This window comes from Streptomyces sp. NPDC050619 (assembly GCF_040654815.1).
GTDB lineage: Bacteria > Actinomycetota > Actinomycetes > Streptomycetales > Streptomycetaceae > Streptomyces.
The window spans coordinates 207,304-228,349 of sequence record NZ_JBFAIR010000004.1 but is presented as its reverse complement, the minus strand read 5'-3'; the positions used below and the strand labels follow the sequence as shown (position 1 = coordinate 228,349).

Sequence of the window (21,046 nt, the reverse complement as noted above, 5' to 3'; positions counted from 1 at the left end):
CCTTCGTGACAGGCAACGAAAGGCCGCCGACGACGGATGGAACTACCCGGAATGGGGACGTCCTGACTGCGGATGTTTGGCACGTCCACAAAGCGGGGAGCACCGCACCGTCGCGGTGGCGAGCTTCGCTACTGATACAGCTGTGGGCACAGCTCAGACAGATCAGGCAAAGGGAAACGAAGCGCTCTTCCGCGGTGAGGCGAGTGCGAGAGGTGGCGGCCAGCCAGAGCCAGAACAGCTAGAGCCAGAGCTGCTACATCAGCGGCGGGAAGAGCGGGTGCTACTGCACGGTCGACTTCGGTCCATTGCAGCCCCACCTCCTCCGGCCGGTCCCTCGTAAGGGAGTTCCATCGGCGTCGGGGCTTGATCGCGACGCTTCTGCGTGCTGCCCCGAACCACTGGGCAAGAGTAACAGCCGACCGAAGTGTCAAGGCGCTCGTTTGCCCGGTACTGACGAGTTCTATGCTCGCGGCATGGCTGATGTTCTTCCTCTGGTCGAGGCCCGGTTGCGCAGCGCGCTGGGCGAGCCGGACGCCCGCGCGGCGGTCACGTTCCTGGGCACGGACCGCGTCGAGGTGCTCCGCTTCCAGGAGGGCGACATCGCCCGCTACGCCACGCTCGGCATGTCGGCCCAGCCGATGGCCGACCCCACGGCGGTGATCGCCGACCCGGTCAAGGGCCCGCGGGCCGAGCTGGTCCTTTCCGTGCGTTCCGGCCTCGCCGAGACCGACAAGGTGCTGCGTCCACTCGCGGTGCTCGCCGCGTCTCCGCAGGTCGAGGGCCTGATCGTGGCCCCCGGGGCCTCGCTCGACGTCGGGGAGCCGCTGTGGCCGGGCGCCCCCTTCACCTCGGTCCTGGTCGCCGAGCCGGGCGGTCTGGTCGAGGACCTGGAGCTGGACGAGCCCCTCGACCCCGTACGGTTCCTGCCCCTGCTCCCCATGACCCCGAACGAGGCCGCCTGGAAGCGGGTGCACGGCGCCCAGGCCCTCCAGGAGCGCTGGCTGACGAACGGGACGGACCTGCGCGATCCGTCCCGCAGGTCCGTCCCGTTGGAGTGACTGGCGCGAGTGACTCCGGCGTGAGAAAGCTCACCAATCAGTGGCTGGAATGCGTCAGTTGGCGAACACGGTGACGCTGTCCTCGGTCGCGTGCCTCGGTTCCAGCTCCTCCGCCATGGGGGTCCCCCCGCTCGAGCGAAGCCGAGAGTGGGGGAGCGCGAGCGCGTTGCGTCGTACGACGACCACGAGCGCGCCCAGGAGTGCCGTCACGGCGGCGACCACGAACGGGATGTGGATGTCGGTCCACTCCTCGATCTTCGGCGCGAAGAAGGGCGCGGCGGCGGCCGCGAACCAGCGGACGAAGTTGTAGCCCGCGCTCGCCACCGGGCGCGGGGCGTCCGAGACCCCGAGGGCCAGCTCCGTGTACACGGTGTTGTTCACGCCGATGAAGGCACCCGACAGGATCGTGCAGACGATGGCCGCGGTGTGGTTGCCGTAGCCGAGGACGAGCACGTCGGCGGCGAGCAGCACCAGCGAGCCGCCGAGCACCTTCAGCGAGCCGAACCGCTCCTGCATGCGCGGCGCCACGATCACCGAGAAGACGGCCAGCAGCACACCCCAGGCGAAGAAGACGGCACCCGACTTGTACGGGGTCATGTTCAGCACGAACGGCGTGAAGGCCAGCACGGTGAAGAACGTGTAGTTGTAGAAGAACGCCGAGGCGGCGGCGGAGGCGAGGCCGCCGTGGCCGAGCGCCTTGATCGGGTCGAGCAGCGAGGTCTTCCGCGCGGGCTTCGGCTGCTCCTTCAGGAACACCGCGATGCACAGGAAGCCGACGGCCATCAGGAACGCGGTGCCGAAGAACGGGTAGCGCCAGCTGGCGTCACCGAGCAGCGCGCCGAGCAGGGGCCCGCACGCCATGCCGAGGCCGAGGGCGGACTCGTACAGCAGGATCGCCGCCGCGCTGCCTCCCGCCGCCGCGCCGACGATGACCGCGAGGGCGGTGGAGACGAAGAGGGCGTTGCCGAGGCCCCAGCCGGCCCGGAAGCCGACGAGTTCGCCTACGGACGTCGAGGTTCCGGAGAGCCCCGCGAAGACCACGACCAGCGCGAGGCCGAGCAGCAGGGTCTTGCGGCCGCCGATGCGGCTGGAGACGAAGCCGGTGACCAGCATCGCGACGGCGGTGATGAGGAAGTACGACGTGAAGAGCAGGGAGACCTGACTGGTCGTGGCGTTCAGGCCCTCGGCGATGGACGGCAGGATCGGGTCGACGAGTCCGATGCCCATGAAGGCGACGACGGACGCGCCGGCGGTCGCCCAGACCGCCTTGGGCTGTCGCAGGATGCCACCCGCTCCCGCGTCGAAGGGGTCCTGGCTTGCTCCCATCACGTTCTCCCGTCCAGACGAAGATAGTTGGTATATGCACACAGTAAGTTAGGGTGGCTAAATAATGCAAGCTGCATGTAGTTCCGCTGGTGAGTGCTTGAATGAACGGTTCTGTGAATGCTCCGCCCGGACGGGTGATCGTCCTTGACGTGACGGAGCAGGGGTAGGACCGTGGGGCTCTATGAGGGGCGAACCCAGTTGCCCGAAGTGTGGTGGCCGGGTCAGGGCTCCCGGACTCTTCGCCGATACCTGGCAGTGCGATGCGCACGGGGCCGTGCATCCGGTGCAGCCCGTGATCCCGCCCAGCGTCGAGGCCCTCGGTGTCGTGGTGCACCGCACACAGGTGCCGGTGTGGATGCCGTGGCCGCTGCCGGTCGGCTGGCTGTTCACGGGCGTGGCCTGCGCGGGCGACGACCGCAGTGGTGGCCGAGCCACCGCCGTGGCGTGCACCGGCCCCGGACCGCTGGGCGGCGTGGGCGAGCTGATCCTGGTCGCCGAGGAACTCGGCGTCGGCCTCGGCGCACGGTACGCCGGTGTCGACGGCCCGGACCCGGGGCCGTACATGCAGGTCGAGAAGCCACCCCAGGCCAAGGTCCTCGCGGCCGGCCGCCCGACCCCGCTCTGGCATGTCTCCGGCGCCCCGGACGACCGTGCCGTCTTCGCGGGCGAGGCGCTCGGGCTGTGGCTGTGGGCGGTCGTCTGGCCCGAGCAGTCGGGGCTGCTGATGTACGACGAGCTGGTGCTGACGGATTTGCGGGAGGCGGGGGCCGAGGTGGAGTTGCTGCCGTGCGGGGCGTTGTCGCCGCGCTTGCTCAAGCCGTAGCGCTCGGGGTGTCGCACCGGGTTCTGTAGGGGGCGCTCAGTCGTTGCGGGTGTGACGGGGCGGCTGGGAAATCCGGTTATCCTTCTAGCGTCCGCCTCTGTTCCGTCGCTGTCTGGAGTCCGCGTTCGTGCGCATCGATCTGCACACCCACTCCACTGCTTCCGACGGTACGGACACCCCCGCCGAGCTGGTGCTGGGCGCCGCCGCGGCCGGTCTGGACGTCGTCGCGCTGACCGACCACGACACCACCCGTGGACACGCCGAGGCGATCGGCGCGCTGCCGCGGGGGCTCACGCTCGTCACCGGGGCCGAGCTGTCCTGCCGTATCGACGGTGTGAGCATGCACATGCTGGCCTACCTCTTCGATCCCGAGGAGCCGGCGCTGCTCGCCGAGCGCGAATTGGTGCGGGACGACCGGGTGCCGCGGGCGCGGGGCATGGTCGCCAGGCTTCAGGAGCTGGGGGTGCCCGTCACCTGGGAGCAGGTGGCGCGGATCGCGGGCGACGGTTCGGTGGGGCGCCCGCATGTGGCGACCGCGCTCGTCGAGGCCGGTGTCGTACCGACCGTGAGCGACGCCTTCACCCCGGACTGGCTGGCCGACGGCGGCCGGGCCTTCGTGGAGAAGCACGAGACCGACCCCTTCGAGGCGATCCGGCTGATCAAGGGCGCGGGCGGTGTCGCGGTGTTCGCGCACCCGGCCGCCGCCAAGCGGGGCCGTACGGTTCCGGAGTCCGCGATCGCCGAGATGGCCGCGGCCGGGCTGGACGGCATCGAGGTCGACCACATGGACCACGACCCGGACGCCCGCGCGCGGCTGCGCGGGCTGGCCAAGGAGCTCGGGCTGCTGACGACCGGGTCCAGCGACTACCACGGCAGCCGGAAGACCTGCGTGCTCGGCGAGTACGTGACGGATCCCGAGGTGTACGGGGAGATCACGCGCCGGGCGACCGGGGCGTTTCCGGTGCCGGGGGCCGGCGGGGTCTGAGGCGCGGGCCCCCGGCCCGCCTCCGCTCCCTCGCGGGCTGCCCCTCCTGCTGATCGCAACGCGCAGAGCCCCCGGTGCGGCGTCGATGCCGTACGGGGGCTCTTAAACCTGTAAGGGGATCCTGGCTTACGAGGCCTGGGTCTCGGCCGGGCGGATCCACAGCCGCTGCCCGATCGCGGCAGCCTGCTGAACGATACGGTTGACGGAGGCGGCGTCTACGACGGTGGTGTCGACGGGCGTTCCGTCGACGTCGTCCAGTCGCATGATTTCGAAGCGCATGGCTTCTCCCTTCGTCTGGTCATCCTCCTGAGGAGAACTACTGGGTGGATGGCCCACGGAGCATCGGCGCCCCCTGTTCCGTAAGTAGTCAACGAGCTGTGTGTTACAAACATTCCCTACGCTAAAGAAATTTTTCGAACGGCTAATTACTGAACGGTAAGCGGTCTCGGGTCCGGCAGGTTCTGGACAGGCCCGATGGGGGACTGACCGGGACCAGTTGTGTTCGCAGCGTGACCGCCGGGACAATGGAGGCGATGAACGACGACCTCGCGGCCTTCAGCGCCCGCATCGACCGCACCAACGAGCTGCTCCAGCGCATGCTCGCCGAGGTGGCGAAGACGCCATCGACCCATGCGATCTTCGTCGACGCGGGGTACCTGTACGCGGCGGCGGGACGCCTGGTGGCCGGGACGGAGGACCGCCGCGCCTTCGATCTGGACGCGGAGGGACTCATCGAGGCGCTCATCGACCGGGCCCGCACGATCTTCGCGGACAGCAGGCTGCTGCGGGTGTACTGGTACGACGGCGCGCGACGCCGCATCCACACGGCGGAGCAGCAGTCGATCGCCGAACTCCCGGACGTGAAGGTCCGACTGGGCAACCTCAACGCCAACAACCAGCAGAAGGGCGTCGACTCGCTGATCAGGTCGGACCTGGAATCCCTCGCCCGGCACCGCGCCATCAGCGACGCGGCGCTCCTCGGCGGCGACGAGGACCTGGTCTCGGCGGTCGAGGCGGCGCAGGGGTACGGCGCTCGCGTCCACCTGTGGGGCATCGAGGCGCCGGAGGGCCGCAACCAGGCGGAGCCGCTGCTGTGGGAGGTCGACAGCCAGCGCACCCTCGACCTCGACTTCTTCAAGCCGTACGTGTCCCGGCGCACGATTCCCGCCTACGAGGCCGCGGCGAGCCGTCCCACCCGCGAGGACGTCCGTTTCGTCGGCGCGCAGATCGCGGCGAAGTGGCTGGCCGCACGAGGCCGGGACGCGCTGGTGGAACTGCTGCCGGGCCACCCGTATCTGCCGGGTTCGGTGGACCAGGACCTGCTGGTGGAGGCGGAGGGCCTGCTCCAGTACTCGCTGCGCGGCCAGGCGGACCTGCGGCGGGCCCTGCGGGACGGCTTCTGGGACCATGTGCAGACGCAGTACTAGGGCGGTACCAGGGCAGTACTAGGGCCTGCCGTGCTGGATGGACGTCGTACTAGACCTTGTCGTGCTGGACCTTGTCGTGCTGGACGCTGTCCCAGAAGTCGGCGAGGGCGTGGGCGGTCGGGAGGGGCTGGTCCACGTTGGGGGAGTGTTCGGCTCCCGGGATGACCGTCCGGCGCGCTCGCAGCCGGATGGCCATGTCGTCGAGCAGCGTCACCGGCCAGGTGTCGTCGTGGGCGCCCGACAGGACGTGGAACGGGAGCGGGACGGCGGCGAGCTCGGCGACCCGGTTCGGCTCGGTGCACAACTGGCGACCGGTGGCGAGGAGTTGGGCGGGCTTGTGGCCCAGCCAACGGCGGTGCAGCAGCTCCAGGCCACCGATGCCGCGGGCCGGCCCGCCGACCTCCTCGGGCGGACCCATGGCCAGGATGGCCTGCCACACCTCGTCCAGGCCCATCACGCCGAGCGCGTCCCGCAACAGCTTCACGCGCTGCTGCTGGGAGTCGGAGATCTGGGCGGGGCCGGAGGCGACGAGGGTGAGCGAGCGGAACGGGGAGTGTTCGAGCAGTACGGCGGCGCGGGCGATCTGTCCGCCGAGAGAGTGCCCGAGCAGGTGCACGTGCGTACCGAGGGCGTCGGCCTGGGCGAGCACGTCGCGCGCCAACTCGGCCTGGGCATAGGCGGATTCATCATCCGCGGGCCCGTCGGACTCGAACTGCCCGCGCCCGTCCACGGCGACGGTACGGTACCCGCGCGCCCCGAGCGGCTCGTGCAACAGCCCGAAGTCCTCCTTGCTCCCGGTGAACCCGGGCAGCAGCAGCACGACGCCCTTCTGTGGGACGCCGACGGCCACGGGTGAATCGACGACGGCGAACTCACCGCGCGCGGTGCGGAGCGGGTACGCACGGGTGCCGGGGGGCGGGGTGAAGGCGGCTTGGCTGTTCACGGGGTGAGGGTATCGGGCGGGGGAACCCTTGTCCGACCGGGGCGGGGCGGTGGGAGAGGGCGGCCGGAACGCCGACGGCCCGGCCCACGCGAGGTGGACCGGGCCGTCAGGTCGTCAGGTCGTCAAGCCGTCAAGCGTCAAGCGGGAGACTCAGCCCTCCGCGGGCTCCGCGGCGGCCGTGGCCTTGCGGGCCCGGCGCACCCTGGGCTTCGCCTCGGCCGTCTCGCCCGAGACCTCCGTCGCCGCCGTGGCCTTACGGGTCCGGCGACGCGGTGCGACCTCCGGCTCCTGCGTGGCCTGGGCGGGGATGTCGGCGGACGCCGCGGGCTCCGCGGCGGCCGTGGCCTTGCGGGTCCGACGAGCGCGGGGCTTGGCCTCGGCACCCTCCGCCGCGTCCACGGCTGCCTCGGCCGGCGCCGCGGTCTTGCGGGTCCGGCGCGGCTTGGCCTCGACTGCCTCGGCCGTGTCCGCCTCGGCCGTGTCCGCCACGGTCTTGGCCGCGGTGGCCTTGCGCGTACGGCGCGGCTTGGCCTCCACGCCCTCCGCCGTGTCGACGGCTGCCTCAGGTGCGGCGGCGGCCTTCCGGCTACGACGGGGCTTGGTGGCAACGGTTTCCACCGCTTCCACGGCCGCTACCGCTTCCGCGGCCTCCGTCGTGGTCACGACGGCCTCGGCGGTCTTGCGGGTCCGACGCGCCCGGGGCTTGGCCTCGGTGGCCTCGGCCGTGTCGACGGCGGCTTCAGCCGGGGCCGCGGTCTTGCGGGTGCGAGTGCGGCGCGGCTTGGCTTCCGGGGCGGTGGCTTCCGTCGTCTCCGGTGCGGACTCGACGGTCCCCTCGGCCGTGTCGACGGCGGCCTCGGCGGCGGCCGTAGCTGTCGCCGTAGACGCCGTGGTCGTCGCAGTCGCCGCCTTGCGGGTGCGGGTACGACGCGGCTTGGTGGCCGGAGCCTCGGGCTCTGACGCCTGCGGAACCTCGGACACCTCCGGCGCCTCGGAAACCGCCTCCGGCGTGACCGCTGCCTCCGCCTCCGCGGACTTGCGGGTCCGGCGGCGGCGCGACTTGGCGGGGGCCTCGGGGGCCTCGGGGGCCTCCAGGACAGCCGTACCCGCCGCCGTCGCCACAGCGGACTCGGCGGGCTCGGCGGCCTGGGGCGTCACGGTGTCGACCACCGCTGCCGTGCCCGCCTCCGCGCCCACCGCACCACGCGTACGGCGGCGACGGCGCGGGGTGCGGGACGCCGTGACGTCCTCCGCCGCGGTGGTCTCCTGCGGCGCGAGTGCCCCGGAAGGCGCCGTAGCGTCCAGCGGGGTCCCGCCGCGCGTACGGCGGCGGCGACGCGGGGTGCGGGCCGGACGCTCGCGGTCGGCGGGCGCGGAGGCGGGCTCGAACTCGGCCCGGTTGCCGCGGCCGCCCCGATCACTGCGGCCTCCCCGGTCACCCCGGTCACCGCGACCGCGCGCACCGCGGCCGCCGGTCTCGCCGAGATCCTCGACCTCCTCCGCACCGAGCCCGGCGCGGGTGCGCTCGGCGCGCGGCAGCACGCCCTTCGTGCCCGCGGGGATGCTCAGTTCCTCGAAGAGGTGCGGGGACGTGGAGTACGTCTCCGGCGGGTCGTTGAACTTCAGGTCCAGCGCCTTGTTGATCAGCTGCCAGCGCGGGATGTCGTCCCAGTCGACGAGGGTGATCGCGATGCCCTTGGCACCCGCGCGGCCGGTACGGCCGATGCGGTGCAGGTACGTCTTCTCGTCCTCGGGGGACTGGTAGTTGATGACGTGCGTCACGCCCTCGACGTCGATGCCGCGCGCGGCGACGTCGGTGCAGACGAGGACGTCCACCTTGCCGTTGCGGAAGGCCCGCAGGGCCTGCTCGCGGGCGCCCTGGCCGAGGTCGCCGTGGACCGCGCCTGAGGCGAAGCCGCGCTGCTGGAGCTGGTCGGCGATGTCGGCCGCCGTGCGCTTGGTACGGCAGAAGACCATGGCCAGTCCCCGGCCGTCGGCCTGCAGTATGCGCGCGACCAGCTCGGGCTTGTCCATGTTGTGCGCGCGGTAGACGAACTGCGCGGTGTTGCGGACCGTCTGACCCGCGTCGTCCGGCGAGGTGGCGCTGATGTGCGTGGGCTGCGACATGTAGCGGCGCGCGAGGCCGATGACCGCGCCCGGCATGGTCGCCGAGAACAGCATCGTCTGGCGGCGGGCCGGCAGCATGTTGATGATCTTCTCGACGTCGGGCAGGAAGCCCAGGTCGAGCATCTCGTCGGCCTCGTCCAGGACGAGCGACTTGATGTGCTTGAGGTTGAGCTTCTTCTGGCCCGCGAGGTCCAGCAGCCGGCCCGGGGTGCCGACGACGACGTCGATGCCCTTCTTGAGGGCCTCGACCTGGGGCTCGTAGGCCCGGCCGCCGTAGATGGCGAGGACGCGTACGTTGCGCACCTTGCCCGCGGTCAGCAGGTCGTTGGTGACCTGCGTGCACAGCTCGCGGGTGGGGACGACGACGAGCGCCTGCGGGGCGTCGGTGAGATCCTCGGGCTTGGCGCGCCCGGCCTCCACGTCGGCGGGGACGGTGACGCGCTCGAGGAGCGGGAGGCCGAAGCCCAGCGTCTTGCCGGTGCCGGTCTTGGCCTGGCCGATGACGTCGGTGCCGGTCAGGGCAACGGGGAGCGTCATCTCCTGGATGGGGAAGGGACTGATGATGCCGACGGCTTCTAGGGCTTCGGCGGTCTCGGGAAGGATCCCGAGCTCTCGGAAAGTAGTCAGGGTGCTGCCTCTTCTGTGTGGGCGGTGCGAGGCGAGCGCGGGGGTCGTGTCAGAACCGTGCCGGGGACGTCGGCTGCCTTACGGCGGGCCGTAGGGCACGGGACCGCTGCCGACGCTCTAGCGCTCGTACCGCTGAGGGTCCCCCTCCGGATTCCGTACGCACTGTGCCGTACGGACGAGGAGGGCTGTCGGGTCGGAGCCGATCGGGCCACCGACCGGGCATCCTCATTCATGCGGCCCGTCGAGATACGTCTGAGTACTCAGCGGGCGCATTACCACCATACCCCGGAATCGCGCACATGCGATGGCCGATTTGGTCACGTAGTCGTCGTCACAGTGAATGACCAGGGACTTCCGTCGCGGGGAGAGCGGGTTATTGTGCGCTTCATGACGACGCCTGACAACACCCCTGACGCATCTGACGCACCAGCAGAAGCCTCGGCAGCCTCCTCGGGCAGCACCGGGGTCGCCGCCCAGAACTGGGCGCAGGCCTGTGCCGAACCGCAGTACCGGGCCGCGGTCGTGGACCTGCTCGGCGCACTCGCGTACGGGGAACTGGCGGCCTTCGAACGGCTCGCGGAGGACGCCAAGCTGGCGCCGACCCTCGCGGACAAGGCGGAGTTGGCGAAGATGGCGTCGGCCGAGTTCCACCACTACGAGAAGCTGCGCGACCGGCTCGCTGAGATCGGCGAGGAGCCGACCCGGGCGATGGAGCCGTTCGTCGCCGCGCTGGACGGATTCCACAAGCAGACGGCGCCCTCGGACTGGCTGGAGGGGCTCGTCAAGGCGTACGTCGGCGACTCGATCGCCAGCGACTTCTACCGGGAGGTCGCCGCGCGGCTGGACGCGGACACCCGCGAACTCGTCCTGGCCGTGCTCGACGACACCGGGCACGCCGGCTTCGCCGTGGAGAAGGTGCGCGCGGCGATCGACGCGGAGCCGCGCGTGGGCGGGCGGCTCGCGCTGTGGGCGCGGCGGCTGATGGGCGAGGCCCTGTCGCAGTCCCAGCGGGTGGTCGCCGACCGGGACGCGCTGTCGACGATGCTCGTGGGCGGCGTCGCGGACGGCTTCGACCTCGCCGAGGTCGGCAGGATGTTCTCCCGGATCACCGAGGCGCACACCAAGCGGATGGCGGCGCTGGGGCTGGCGGCCTAGCCGTTCCTCAACTGCCGCTTTCTCACGAGGGATGCCGCGATCGGCGGCGGTGGGTCAGGCCGTCGCCGATCGGCGGCGGAGTCTTCCCGCGGGGCGCAGCAGCAGCGACAGCGAGGCCACGGAGACGATCGCCGCGCCGATCAGATTCAGTACGACACTGCCCGCGTCCAGCGCGCTGTGTGTGACGAAGGCGCCGAAGAGGGCTCCGGCGACTCCGGTCGCCAGGACCAGGGAGCGGGCGGGCAGGCGGTGGGAAAGCCGGTGGATCGCCGCCCCCGCCAGCACGAGACCGAGCAGAGCGGAGCCGAGCGCTTCGAACAACATCATGGGGTCCCTCCCACACGGCCACACTGCGCGTTACGTCCGTAGCCCGTCTTACCCGTGACCTGCGGAATGCAATCCTCCTGTGTGCGCGGCCTGTGCTCCATGTGTGCGGAAAAGTCGAGTGCGGAAAAGTCGAGAGGGGCCCGGCGACCACAGGTCGCCCGGCCCCTCTCGTCGCGTGTGACTACAGCGCGCCGAAGCCCACCTTGCGCGGGGCCGGTTCACCGAGCTCGACGTAGGCGAGACGGTCGGCCGGGACGAGGACCTTGCGGCCGTGCTCGTCCACGAGGCTCAGCAGCGGCGACTTGCCGGCCAGCGCCTCGGACACCGCCTGCTCGACCTCCTCGGCACTCTGACCGCTCTCCAGAACGATCTCGCGAGGCGCGTGCTGCACGCCGATCTTGACCTCCACGGCTATGTCCCTCCGACGGATCAGTGAAGTGCGCGACCTTCCGCGCCGTACCAGCACACATTAGCCCGGTGAGGGGACGTGCACGTTCCGGCCGAGAACGCCAGGAGCGAACATCCCGCGGGAACAAAACGACGGTTCAGTGGTGGTCCGCTCAGTGGTGGTCCGTGCCGTGCAGCGGGAATCCGGCGATGCCCCGCCACGCCAGCGACGTCAGCAGCTGTACCGCCTGCTCGCGCGGGACGCTGCGGTCGCTGTGCAGCCAGGAGCGGGCCACCACCTGGGCGAGGCCGCCCAGACCCGAGGCGAGCAGCATCGACTCGTCGCGCGAGAGGCCGGTGTCCTCGGCGATCACGTCGCGGATCGCCTCCGCGCACTCGTTCGTGACCTTGTCGACGCGCTCGCGCACCGCGGGCTCGTTCGTCAGGTCCGACTCGAAGACCAGGCGGAAGGCTCCGCCGTCGTCCTCGACGTACGCGAAATAGGCGTCCATGGTCGCCCGGACGCGCTGCTTGTTGTCGGTCGTCGACGCGAGCGCGTTCCGTACGGACTGGATCAGCGACTCGCAGTGCTGGTCCAGCAGCGCCAGGTACAGGTCGAGCTTGCCCGGGAAGTGCTGGTAGAGCACCGGCTTGCTGACGCCGGCCCGCTCGGCGATGTCGTCCATCGCTGCCGCGTGGTAGCCCTGCGCCACGAAGACTTCCTGGGCGGCGCCCAGCAGTTGGTTCCGTCGGGCACGGCGCGGCAGGCGCGTGCCTCGCGGGCGTGCCGCCTCTGTCTGCTCGATGGCTGTCACGCCGCCTCCCAAATCGTCCACTCGCGGTGTGCGCCGCGTCGCCATCGTACTTTTCGGTAACCGTGGTGTGCGCGCTGCGGGCGCAGAATTTCACGGACCGGACGGTGGCTAAATCGGCACAGAGGGTTTGAAGTCGTGATCTATCGGGCAGCAAGGCGCACCACTCCTGCTCAGCAGTGGTCACTCCGGTGCCTCCGGTGCATCACCGGTAGTCGTCCTCGTCGATGGAGACGATGCGGGTCTGTTCGATGAGGTCGGCCTCGTTGGCGCGGGCCGGGTCGACGCCGTTCAGCGGGTCGTCACGATCCTGCGTGACGTCCGTGTGCTGCTCGGCCGCGTCGACCTCGGGGGCCTCGACATCGAATTCCTCGTCGTTCTCGGTGTCCTCGTCCACGAACGTCTCAGGGTCGGTGGGGTCAACGGTCATGACGGGCTCCCTTCCTAGAACATCCCTGCGTGGAACAGGGGGCCACATGCGGGTGCCCTGCGTACGAGCCTAGGAGACACCCGATCCATACGCCATTGATCCGCGTGCCCGTCTGTGGCGGTGCCTGTCTGTGACGATGTCTGTATGTAACGGTTCCTGTCTGTGACGGCGAACACATGAACCACTGCGTGATCGTCTCGTAACATTGCCGCATGTCTTCGACCGAGCTGCCGTCAGTGGCGCCCGCCAGCGTGCTCCCCAAGGCGGCGCCTGTCAGGGTCGCGGAAGGGGAGCGGCTCAGGTCGGTAGGGCTGCCGGGGATCACCCTGACGGTCCGTTCGAGGCCCCCCACGCGCGCGGGATCGCCGCCCGCGCTGTACGTCCACGGACTCGGCGGTTCCTCGCAGAACTGGTCCGCGCTGATGCAGCGGCTGGAGGACGCCGTCGACGGCGAGGCCGTCGACCTGCCGGGCTTCGGGGACTCCCCGCCACCGGACGACGGCGACTACTCGATCTCGGCGCACGCGCGCGCGTGCATCCGTTACCTCGACGCCTCCGGGCGCGGGCCGGTGCACCTCTTCGGGAACTCGCTCGGCGGAGCGGTCGCCACGCGCGTGGCCGCGGTGCGTCCCGATCTCGTGCGGACGCTCACGCTCGTCTCGCCCGCGCTGCCGGAGCTGCGCGTCCAGCGCACGGCCGTACCGACGGGGCTGCTGGCGGTGCCCGGCGTGGCCGGGCTCTTCACCCGGTTCACCAGGCAGTGGACGGCGGAGCAGCGGGTCAGCGGGGTCATGGCGCTGTGTTACGGCGATCCCGGGCGGGTGACGCCGGAAGCGTTCCGGCACGCGGTGGAGGAGATGGAACGTCGGCTGCGGCTGCCGTACTTCTGGGACGCGATGACGCGCTCCGCGCGCGGGATCGTGAACGCGTACACGCTGGGCGGCCAGCACGCGCTGTGGCGCCAGGCCGAGCGCGTCCTCGCCCCGACCCTCCTCGTCTACGGCGGCCGGGACCAGCTCGTCGGATTCCGCATGTCCCAGAAGGCGGCGCGTTCCTTCCGCGACTCACGTCTGCTTACCCTTCCCGAGGCAGGGCACGTGGCGATGATGGAATACCCGGAGACGGTGGCGGGGGCGTTCCGCGAACTCCTCGCGGAGGTCTCCGGCGCTGAGGCCGCCGGTTCGGCCGGTTCGGGTTCGGCCGGTTCGGGGTCGGCCGGTTCGGGTTCGGCCGAGGATGATGGCGCCAGGATGTCGAGTACTACGAACTCGGGGAGCTGAGGCACGACGTGGGACGCCACAGTCGACGTGGAGCCGCTCCCAAGAGTGCCCCCAGGGGTGACAACGGCGACAACAACACGGACAACAGGGATGTGACGGGCAGGGCACGGCCTGCGGGCCCGCAGACCGGCCGGCCGGCACCGCCGGTGGGCGGGATGCCCGGGTACGGGCCTGCGGGGTACGGGACTCCCGCGCGCGGGATGCCGCGTCTTCCCGACGGGACCCCCGCCCATGGGTTTCCGCGGCTTCCGGACGGCACCCCGGCCCATGGCTTTCCGCGGCTCGAGGACGGCACGCCCGCGCATGGCACCCCGCGGTTCCCCGACGGCACCCCCGCCCGGGGCGTCCGTGGCGGGCATCCCGAGCAGCGTGAAGCCGGCGGCGGCTGGGGCGATTTGAGCGGGCGGGCCGGTGGAGAGCGCGGTGGGCCGGGTATACCGCGTCAGCGGCCGGCGCCGCCGACAGGGCCGAGGGGGCCGCGGCAGGACTACCTCGCCGCCTTCGGGGAGGACGACGACGTCTTCGCGCCCCGTACCGACGCCTCGGCGCGCCGTACCCGGACCACCGCGCACGCCGCCGACCCGTACGGATCCGTCACCGCCTGGCCCGAGACCGGCGGCGACGGCGCCGACGGCGTCGATGACGACGACGCGCCTCCGACGGGCGAGCCCGCACCGGCCAAGGGAGCCAAGGGGCGGACGTTCACCGGGATCGCGGCCGCGGCCGTCACCACCGCGCTGGCCATCGTCGTGGCGGGCCAGGTCGCCGACGGGCGTGACGACAGCGCCGTACCGTCGCAGACCGCCACCGACCAGGCCCGGGACGTCCGCGACGAGGCCCCGCGCGCGGACGGGCAGCCGACGTCCTCGGCGTCCGCCGAAGCGGCGCCGCTGACATACGAGCAGAAGATGGACAAGACCTACCCGCTCGGCGCCACGCTCAAGGCCTCGGGCACGTTCGACGCGATCCCCGGGATCGCCAAGGCCCCCGGCACGGGGCAGAAGTACACCTACCGTGTGGACGTGGAGCAGGGGCTCGGCCTCGACGGTGAACTCTTCGCCGAGGCCGTGCAGAAGACCCTCAACGACAAGCGGAGTTGGGCGCACAACGGCGCCCGCACCTTCGAGCGCATCTACTCCGGCAAGCCCGACTTCGTGATCACGCTCGCCAGTCCCGGTACCACCGCCGAGTGGTGCGCCAAGTCCGGCCTGGACACCACCGTGGACAACGTGTCGTGCGACTCGGCCTCCACCGAGCGCGTGATGATCAATGCGTATCGATGGGCGCAGGGATCGAAGACATACGGTGATCACATCCATGCGTACCGGCAAATGTTGATCAACCATGAAGTCGGCCACCGGCTCGGCTACAGCCACGTCACGTGCGACAAGGACGGCGACCTCGCGCCGGTCATGCAACAGCAGACCAAGTTCCTCGACTACGACGGGATCCACTGCCGTGCCAACCCCTGGGCATACCCCGGGAGTTGACGGTTGACACCGATGTCACATTGACATGCGCGGAAAAGTCATACATATTGCTGCGCATGTCGCCCCGTCACGCCTCCGAACGCGCCGCCTTCGAGCTGGCGCTCATCGGCGTGACCCCGCTCTGCGTGGCGGACATTCTCTGTCGCTGACGCCCGCCCCCAGGCGTGCGCGTCGCGAACTTTTTTCACTCCCGTAACTCGGTCACCGGTTCCGACGACCTGACGCCGGGGCAGACGTCTGTTGATCTCTGTCTCACTGCTCGTCAATACGTCTCATTTTGCGAGACTCATCATTCCGAGAGGTCGTCTCCGATGCGTCAACCGTCCCTCATAGCGCGCCGTGTGGCCGCGGCATCCGTCGGCCTGGCCCTGGCAGCGGGCGCCGCCGCCTGCGGGCCGGAGGACAACGATGCCAAGGGCGCCGGCGGCGACTCCACGCCCCACAAGGGCGGCACCCTGACAGTCCTGAACTCCGACCCGCAGCAAGACTTCGACCCCGCCCGCCTGTACACCTCCGGCGGCGGCAATGTGCCCTCCCTCGTGTTCCGCACGCTCACCACGCGCAACCGCGAGAACGGCGCCGCCGGCACGAAGGTCGTCCCCGACCTCGCCACCGACATCGGGCGCCCGAGCAAGAACGCGACCGTCTGGACGTACACCCTGAAGAAGGGCCTCAAGTACGAGGACGGCACCGCGATCACCTCGGCCGACATCAAGTACGGCATCGAGCGCTCCTTCGCCCCCGAGCTGTCCGGGGGCGCCCCCTACCTGCGGGACTGGCTGGTCGGTGCGGCCGGCTACCAGGGGCCGTACAAGGACAAGGGCGGGCTCGACGCCATCGAGACGCCGGATGAGCGGACCATCGTCTTCCACCTGAACAAGCCCGAGGGCGAGTTCCCGTACCTGGCCACGCAGACGCAGACCACGCCGGTCCCGAAGGCCAAGGACACGGGTACCAAGTACGAGGAGCACCCGGTCTCGTCCGGCCCGTACAAGGTCGTCTCGAACGAGAACGACGGCGAGCGGATCATCCTGGCGCGCAACACGTACTGGTCCGCCTCGACGGACGCCGAGCGAAAGGCCTACCCGGACAAGATCGACGTACGGTCCGGGCTCGACTCCTCCGTGATCAACCAGCGGCTGTCCTCGTCCCAGGGAGCGGACGCGGCCGCGGTCACCACGGACACCAACCTCGGCCCGGCAGAGCTCGCCAAGGTGACGGGCGACAAGGATCTGGCCTCGCGCGTCGGCACGGGCCACTTCGGCTACACGAACTACATCGCGTTCAACCCGACGGTCAAGCCGTTCAATGACATCAAGGTGCGGCAGGCGATCTCGTACGCCATCGACCGCTCCTCCGTGGTCAACGCGGCAGGCGGTTCCGCGCTGGCCGAGTCCGCCACCACCTTCCTGCCCAACCAGAAGTCCTTCGGCTACGAGCCGTACGACCTGTTCCCTGCGGGCAAGACCGGCAACGCGGCCAAGGCCAAGGAACTGCTGGCGCAGGCCGGTTACCAGAGCGGGCTCACCGTGACGCTGACCCACTCCAACGCCAGGGACTTCGAGACCAGCCCGGAGATCGCGACCGCGATCCAGGACGCGCTCAAGAAGGCCGGCATCACGGTCAAGCTCCAGGGTCTCGAGGACAACGACTACTCCGACAAGATCCACAACGTGAAGACCGAACCGGGCTTCTTCCTCGCCCACTGGGGTGCCGACTGGCCTTCCGGCGGTCCCTTCCTCGCCCCGATCTTCGACGGTCGGCAGATCGTCCGGGACGGCTCGAACTTCAACACGGGCCTGTTGGACGACAAGTCGGTCAATGCCGAGATTGACGCGATCAACAAGTTGACCGATCTTGACGCTGCCGCCAAGCGGTGGGGTGCACTGGACAAGAAGATCGGCGAGCAGGCGCTGACCGTGCCGCTGTTCCACCCCGTCTACCAGCGGCTGTACGGCAAGGACATCAGGAACGTCGTGATCAGCGACTGGACCGGTGTGCTGGACATCTCGCAGGTCGCGGTCAAGTAACCCGATGAGTGAGGCACTTGTCGCCTCTCAGGGCCCCGGGACGGACATCGCCGTCCCGGGGCCCTCGGGGGCCCGTCAGTTCTGGCGGCGGCTGCGGACGCAGCGCGCCGCCCTCGTCGCGGCGGCCGTCGTCGCGCTGCTCGTCCTGGTCGCGCTCGCCGCACCGCTGCTCACGGCGATCGAAGGCCAGGACCCGACCACCTACCACCCGTCGCTCATCGACTCCGCGCGCGGGGGCGTGCCGATCGGCTCCTTCGGGGGCATCAACGGCGACCACTGGCTCGGCGTCGAACCGCAGACCGGACGGGATCTGTTCGCGCGGCTCGTCTACGGCGCGCGCGTGTCCCTGGGGGTCGCGCTCGCGGCGACCGTCGTTCAGGTCTTCCTCGGTGTCGTCGTGGGCGTCGCGGCCGCGCTCGGCAATCGATGGGTTGATCAACTGTTGAGCCGGATCACCGACATCATCGTCGCCATGCCGCTGATGATCATGGCGTTGGCCTTGCTGGCCATTGTGCCCAACAGCTTTCCGCGCCCGGTGCTCGTCTCGCTCATCATCGGCTTCGTCGCCTGGGGCACCATCGCCAAGATCACGCGCGCCCAGACACTCACTCTCAAGGAGCTCGACTACGTCGCCGCCGCCCGGCTCAGCGGCTGGGGCACCGTGCGGATCGCCCGCCGGGAGCTGCTGCCCGGCCTCGCCGCACCCGTCATCACCTACTCCGCGCTCATGGTGCCGGCCAACATCAGCATCGAGGCCGCCCTGTCCTTCCTCGGCGTCGGCGTGAAGCCGCCCACTCCGTCCTGGGGACAGATGCTCACCTCGGCCAACGTCTGGTACCAGGCGGCACCGCAGTACCTGCTGCTGCCTGCGGGCGCGCTGTTCGTGACCGTGCTCGCGCTCACCGTTCTCGGCGACGGCGTACGCACCGCTCTCGACCCGCGCGCGGCCTCCCGCCTACGCGTCGGCACAGGCCGCAGGCGCGAGGCGAAGACGGACGCGGGCGTCGAGAAGACGGACACGGGCGTCGCGAAGGAGGTGCGGTCATGAGCGGCTTCGGCGGTTTCGCGCTGCGGCGCGCCGTGGGCGCCGCGATCACCCTGCTCGCCATCTCGGTGATCATCTACGTCGTCTTCTACGCCACCCCCGGCAACGTCGCCCAGATCACCTGCGGCCCGCGCTGCTCGCCGGAACAGGTGCACCAGGTCGCCCAGCAACTCAGGCTCGACGACCCGCTGTACCTGCGCTACTGGCACTTCCTGGAGGGCATCTTCGTCGGCCAGGACTACTCGACCGGCACGTCGCTCGAGCACTGCTCGGCACCCTGCCTCGGGCTGTCGTACCAGAGCGACCAGCAGGTCATGCAGATCATCCTGACCAAGCTGCCGGTCAGCCTGTCGCTGGTGTTCGGATCGATGGTGCTCTGGCTCCTGCTGGGTGTCGGCACCGGCGTGCTCTCCGCCTGGCGGCGCGGCCGGTTCACCGAGCGCGCGCTGACCGGCCTCACGCTCGCGGGCGTCGCCACGCCCGTCTTCGTCATCGGCCTCGTGCTGATGATCGTGATATGCGGGCAACTGGAGCTGCTGCCCTTCCCGGAGTACGTCTCCCTCACCGACGATCCGGAGCAGTGGGCCTGGGGCCTCCTGCTTCCGTGGTTCACCCTCGCCCTCGGCGAGGCGGCCTACTTCGCCCGGCTGACCCGGGCGTCGATGCTGGAGACGCTCGCCGAGGACCACATCCGGACCTTCCGGGCCTACGGCGTCGGTGAACGGTCGATCATCGGTCGGCACGCCCTGCGGGGCGCCCTGGCGCCGGTCATCGCCCTGAACGCCAACGACTTCGGTAGTGCCATGGGCGGTGCCGTCCTCGTCGAGTCGCTCTTCGGCCTGCCCGGCATCGGTCAAGAACTCGTCCATGCCGTCAATGTGGTCGACCTGCCGGTCGTCGTCGGCATGGTCCTGGTCATCGGGTTCTTCGTCGTCATCGCCAACGCCGTCGCGGACGTGCTGTACGCGGTGGCCGACCGACGGGTGGTACTGACGTGAGTCTCGTCCAAGTCACAGACCTGTCCGTCGAATTCGGCGACCTGCGCGCCGTCGACGGGCTCTCCTTCCGCCTGGAGCCGGGCGCCGCCCTCGCCCTGGTCGGCGAGTCCGGCTCCGGCAAGTCCACCGTCGCCTCGGCCCTGCTGGGGCTGCACCGGGGCACGGGCGCGCGCGTCGGCGGCTCGGTCGAGGTCGCCGGCGTCGACGTACAACGAGCGTCGGAGGAGGCGCTGCGGCGGCTGCGCGGCGCGAAGGCCGCGATGGTCTTCCAGGACCCGCTGTCCTCCCTCGACCCGTACTACGCGATCGGAGACCAGATCGCCGAGGTGTACCGCGTCCACACGCGTGCGTCGCGACGAACGGCACGCGCGCGTGCCGTCGATGTACTGGAGCGCGTGGGAATTCCGGACGCACGGCGCCGGTCCCGTTCCCGCCCGCACGAGTTCAGCGGCGGCATGCGGCAACGCGCCCTCATCGCCATGGCGCTGGCCTGCGAGCCCGATCTGCTGATCGCCGACGAGCCGACGACCGCGCTCGACGTCACCGTCCAGGCCCAGATCCTCGACCTGCTGCACACGCTGCGCGAGGAGACCGGCATGGGCCTGCTGCTCGTCACGCACGACGTGGGCGTCGCCGCCGAGAGCGTCGACGACGTGCTGGTGATGCGGCACGGGCGGGTGGTCGAGCACGGGCAGGTCGGTGCCGTACTGGGCTCGCCCGCGCAGGCGTACACCCGCGAACTGCTGGGCGCGGTCCCGCGCGTGGACGCGCCGCGCGCTGTGGCTCAGGCGCCCGGTGAGATCGTCCTCGAAGCGACTGGTCTGCGGCGCGAGTTCGGGCGCGGGAAGCAGGCGTTCGCGGCCGTGGACGACGTCTCGCTGACGATCCGGCGCGGCGAGACTCTCGGCGTCGTGGGCGAGAGCGGCAGCGGGAAGACGACCCTGGGCCGCATGCTCGTGGGCCTCCTGGAGCCGACATCGGGCGAGATCAAGCCCGGCGGGGGAGTGCGCCCCGACGTGCAGATGGTCTTTCAGGACCCGGTCTCCTCCCTCAACCCCCGCCGCAGCGTGGGCGAGTCGATCGCCGATCCGCTGCGCGCGCGTGGCGACCAGGACGAGGGACGCGTCAGGGGGCGCGTACGGGAACTCCTGGAGCGCGTGGGGCTCGAAGCGGCGCACTGCGACCGCTACCCGCACGAGTTCAGCGGCGGTCAGCGCCAGCGCGTGGGCATCGCGCGGGCGCTCGCGGCCGACCCGCGCGTCATCGTCTGCGACGAGCCGGTCTCCGCGCTGGACGTCACCACCCAGGCGCAGGTGGTCGCCCTGCTCGGCGAGTTGCAGCGCGAACTCGGACTGGCCCTCGTCTTCGTCGCGCACGACCTCGCCGTCGTACGCCAGGTCAGCGACCGGGTCGCGGTGATGCGCCGGGGCCGGATCGTCGAGTCCGGCCCCGCCGACGAGGTGTACGACTCCCCGCAGGACCCGTACACCAGGCAGCTCCTGGCCGCCGTACCGGCACTCGACCCGGAGATCGCGGCCCGGCGCAGGGCCGCCCGGCGGGAGTTGGCCGTGACGTGACGATCAGCACCGCCCGCCAGTGACGATCCGTGCGCACGTGATCTCTTAGCGCGACGGAACGCGGCCCGCACGGGAAAGTTACGACCGTTCACCCCTTTTGGTGGCGCGATGGACAACCGTCCGTCGCGCCACCGCCTTGTCCGCATACGTTCGTCCCGCTGCGAGCCGTCGAACCAACGGCGGCTCCCCATACGGGAGA

At 70.5% G+C, this 21,046-nt stretch carries 20 protein-coding genes; 12 read left to right on the top strand and 8 right to left on the bottom strand.

Annotation, left to right across the window (positions count from 1 at the left end):
* Positions 1 to 473: 473 nt before the first annotated feature.
* Complete coding sequence (locus AB0I77_RS09385) at positions 474 to 1,058, top strand: suppressor of fused domain protein (RefSeq protein ID WP_363281792.1); 585 nt, start codon at positions 474 to 476, stop codon at positions 1,056 to 1,058.
* A gap of 54 nt (positions 1,059 to 1,112) precedes the next feature.
* Here AB0I77_RS09385 and AB0I77_RS09380 read toward each other — a convergent pair whose 3' ends face one another.
* Entirely contained in the window at positions 1,113 to 2,384 is a 1,272-nt protein-coding gene (locus AB0I77_RS09380; protein WP_363281791.1) for an MFS transporter, read from the bottom strand.
* A gap of 181 nt (positions 2,385 to 2,565) precedes the next feature.
* Between AB0I77_RS09380 and AB0I77_RS09375 the strand changes: the two genes are divergently transcribed.
* Positions 2,566 to 3,207, top strand: coding sequence for a DUF6758 family protein (locus tag AB0I77_RS09375; RefSeq protein ID WP_363281790.1), 642 nt, complete (start codon positions 2,566 to 2,568; stop codon positions 3,205 to 3,207).
* 127 nt (positions 3,208 to 3,334) lie between these two features.
* Positions 3,335 to 4,192, top strand: coding sequence for a PHP domain-containing protein (locus AB0I77_RS09370; protein ID WP_363281789.1), 858 nt, complete (start codon positions 3,335 to 3,337; stop codon positions 4,190 to 4,192).
* Positions 4,193 to 4,318: 126 nt separating this feature from the next.
* Here AB0I77_RS09370 and AB0I77_RS09365 read toward each other — a convergent pair whose 3' ends face one another.
* Positions 4,319 to 4,471 (bottom strand): hypothetical protein, encoded by a 153-nt coding sequence (locus tag AB0I77_RS09365; RefSeq protein ID WP_363281788.1) that lies wholly within the window; start codon positions 4,469 to 4,471, stop codon positions 4,319 to 4,321.
* A gap of 254 nt (positions 4,472 to 4,725) precedes the next feature.
* On the opposite strand from AB0I77_RS09365, the gene AB0I77_RS09360 reads away from it, so the two are divergent.
* Positions 4,726 to 5,619 (top strand): NYN domain-containing protein, encoded by an 894-nt coding sequence (locus AB0I77_RS09360; protein WP_363281787.1) that lies wholly within the window; start codon positions 4,726 to 4,728, stop codon positions 5,617 to 5,619.
* A 49-nt stretch (positions 5,620 to 5,668) separates the two neighbouring features.
* On the opposite strand, the gene AB0I77_RS09355 is transcribed toward AB0I77_RS09360, so the two are convergent.
* Positions 5,669 to 6,562: an alpha/beta hydrolase gene (locus tag AB0I77_RS09355; RefSeq protein WP_363281786.1), complete on the bottom strand. Its 894-nt coding sequence runs from the start codon at positions 6,560 to 6,562 to the stop codon at positions 5,669 to 5,671.
* 150 nt (positions 6,563 to 6,712) lie between these two features.
* The gene (locus AB0I77_RS09350; RefSeq protein ID WP_363281785.1) at positions 6,713 to 9,226 is read right to left on the bottom strand and encodes a DEAD/DEAH box helicase; all 2,514 of its coding nucleotides are present in this window, start codon (positions 9,224 to 9,226) and stop codon (positions 6,713 to 6,715) included.
* 468 nt (positions 9,227 to 9,694) lie between these two features.
* Here AB0I77_RS09350 and AB0I77_RS09345 point away from each other — a divergent pair, with 468 nt between their 5' ends.
* The gene (locus AB0I77_RS09345) at positions 9,695 to 10,471 is read left to right on the top strand and encodes a ferritin-like domain-containing protein (RefSeq protein ID WP_363281784.1); all 777 of its coding nucleotides are present in this window, start codon (positions 9,695 to 9,697) and stop codon (positions 10,469 to 10,471) included.
* A 54-nt stretch (positions 10,472 to 10,525) separates the two neighbouring features.
* On the opposite strand, the gene AB0I77_RS09340 is transcribed toward AB0I77_RS09345, so the two are convergent.
* From AB0I77_RS09340 to AB0I77_RS09325, 4 genes are all read right to left on the bottom strand, one after another.
* A complete protein-coding gene (locus tag AB0I77_RS09340) occupies positions 10,526 to 10,795 on the bottom strand; it encodes a hypothetical protein (RefSeq protein ID WP_363282068.1) in 270 nt (89 codons plus the stop codon).
* A 184-nt stretch (positions 10,796 to 10,979) separates the two neighbouring features.
* A complete protein-coding gene (locus AB0I77_RS09335) occupies positions 10,980 to 11,207 on the bottom strand; it encodes a DUF3107 domain-containing protein (RefSeq protein WP_363281783.1) in 228 nt (75 codons plus the stop codon).
* A 151-nt stretch (positions 11,208 to 11,358) separates the two neighbouring features.
* Complete coding sequence (locus AB0I77_RS09330) at positions 11,359 to 12,000, bottom strand: TetR/AcrR family transcriptional regulator (protein ID WP_363281782.1); 642 nt, start codon at positions 11,998 to 12,000, stop codon at positions 11,359 to 11,361.
* Positions 12,001 to 12,202: 202 nt separating this feature from the next.
* On the bottom strand, positions 12,203 to 12,427 hold the full coding sequence (locus AB0I77_RS09325) for a hypothetical protein (RefSeq protein WP_363281781.1): 225 nt from the start codon (positions 12,425 to 12,427) through the stop codon (positions 12,203 to 12,205).
* A gap of 212 nt (positions 12,428 to 12,639) precedes the next feature.
* Between AB0I77_RS09325 and AB0I77_RS09320 the strand changes: the two genes are divergently transcribed.
* The 7 genes from AB0I77_RS09320 (at position 12,640) to AB0I77_RS09290 (ending at position 20,847) form a co-directional block, all read left to right on the top strand.
* A complete protein-coding gene (locus AB0I77_RS09320; protein ID WP_363281780.1) occupies positions 12,640 to 13,707 on the top strand; it encodes an alpha/beta hydrolase in 1,068 nt (355 codons plus the stop codon).
* Between the two features lie 155 nt (positions 13,708 to 13,862).
* Complete coding sequence (locus AB0I77_RS09315) at positions 13,863 to 15,197, top strand: DUF3152 domain-containing protein (RefSeq protein WP_363282067.1); 1,335 nt, start codon at positions 13,863 to 13,865, stop codon at positions 15,195 to 15,197.
* Positions 15,198 to 15,253: 56 nt separating this feature from the next.
* Positions 15,254 to 15,346 (top strand): Ms4533A family Cys-rich leader peptide, encoded by a 93-nt coding sequence (locus AB0I77_RS09310; protein ID WP_363281779.1) that lies wholly within the window; start codon positions 15,254 to 15,256, stop codon positions 15,344 to 15,346.
* A gap of 162 nt (positions 15,347 to 15,508) precedes the next feature.
* Complete coding sequence (locus tag AB0I77_RS09305) at positions 15,509 to 17,227, top strand: ABC transporter substrate-binding protein (RefSeq protein WP_363281778.1); 1,719 nt, start codon at positions 15,509 to 15,511, stop codon at positions 17,225 to 17,227.
* 4 nt (positions 17,228 to 17,231) lie between these two features.
* Positions 17,232 to 18,275 carry an ABC transporter permease gene (locus AB0I77_RS09300; protein WP_363281777.1) on the top strand — a complete coding sequence of 348 codons (1,044 nt, stop codon included), beginning with the start codon at positions 17,232 to 17,234 and terminating at the stop codon, positions 18,273 to 18,275.
* Positions 18,272 to 19,270 carry an ABC transporter permease gene (locus AB0I77_RS09295; RefSeq protein ID WP_363281776.1) on the top strand — a complete coding sequence of 333 codons (999 nt, stop codon included), beginning with the start codon at positions 18,272 to 18,274 and terminating at the stop codon, positions 19,268 to 19,270. Before AB0I77_RS09300 ends, AB0I77_RS09295 begins: the two co-directional genes overlap by 4 nt.
* A complete protein-coding gene (locus tag AB0I77_RS09290; protein ID WP_363281775.1) occupies positions 19,267 to 20,847 on the top strand; it encodes an ABC transporter ATP-binding protein in 1,581 nt (526 codons plus the stop codon). Before AB0I77_RS09295 ends, AB0I77_RS09290 begins: the two co-directional genes overlap by 4 nt.
* Positions 20,848 to 21,046: the final 199 nt, after the last annotated feature.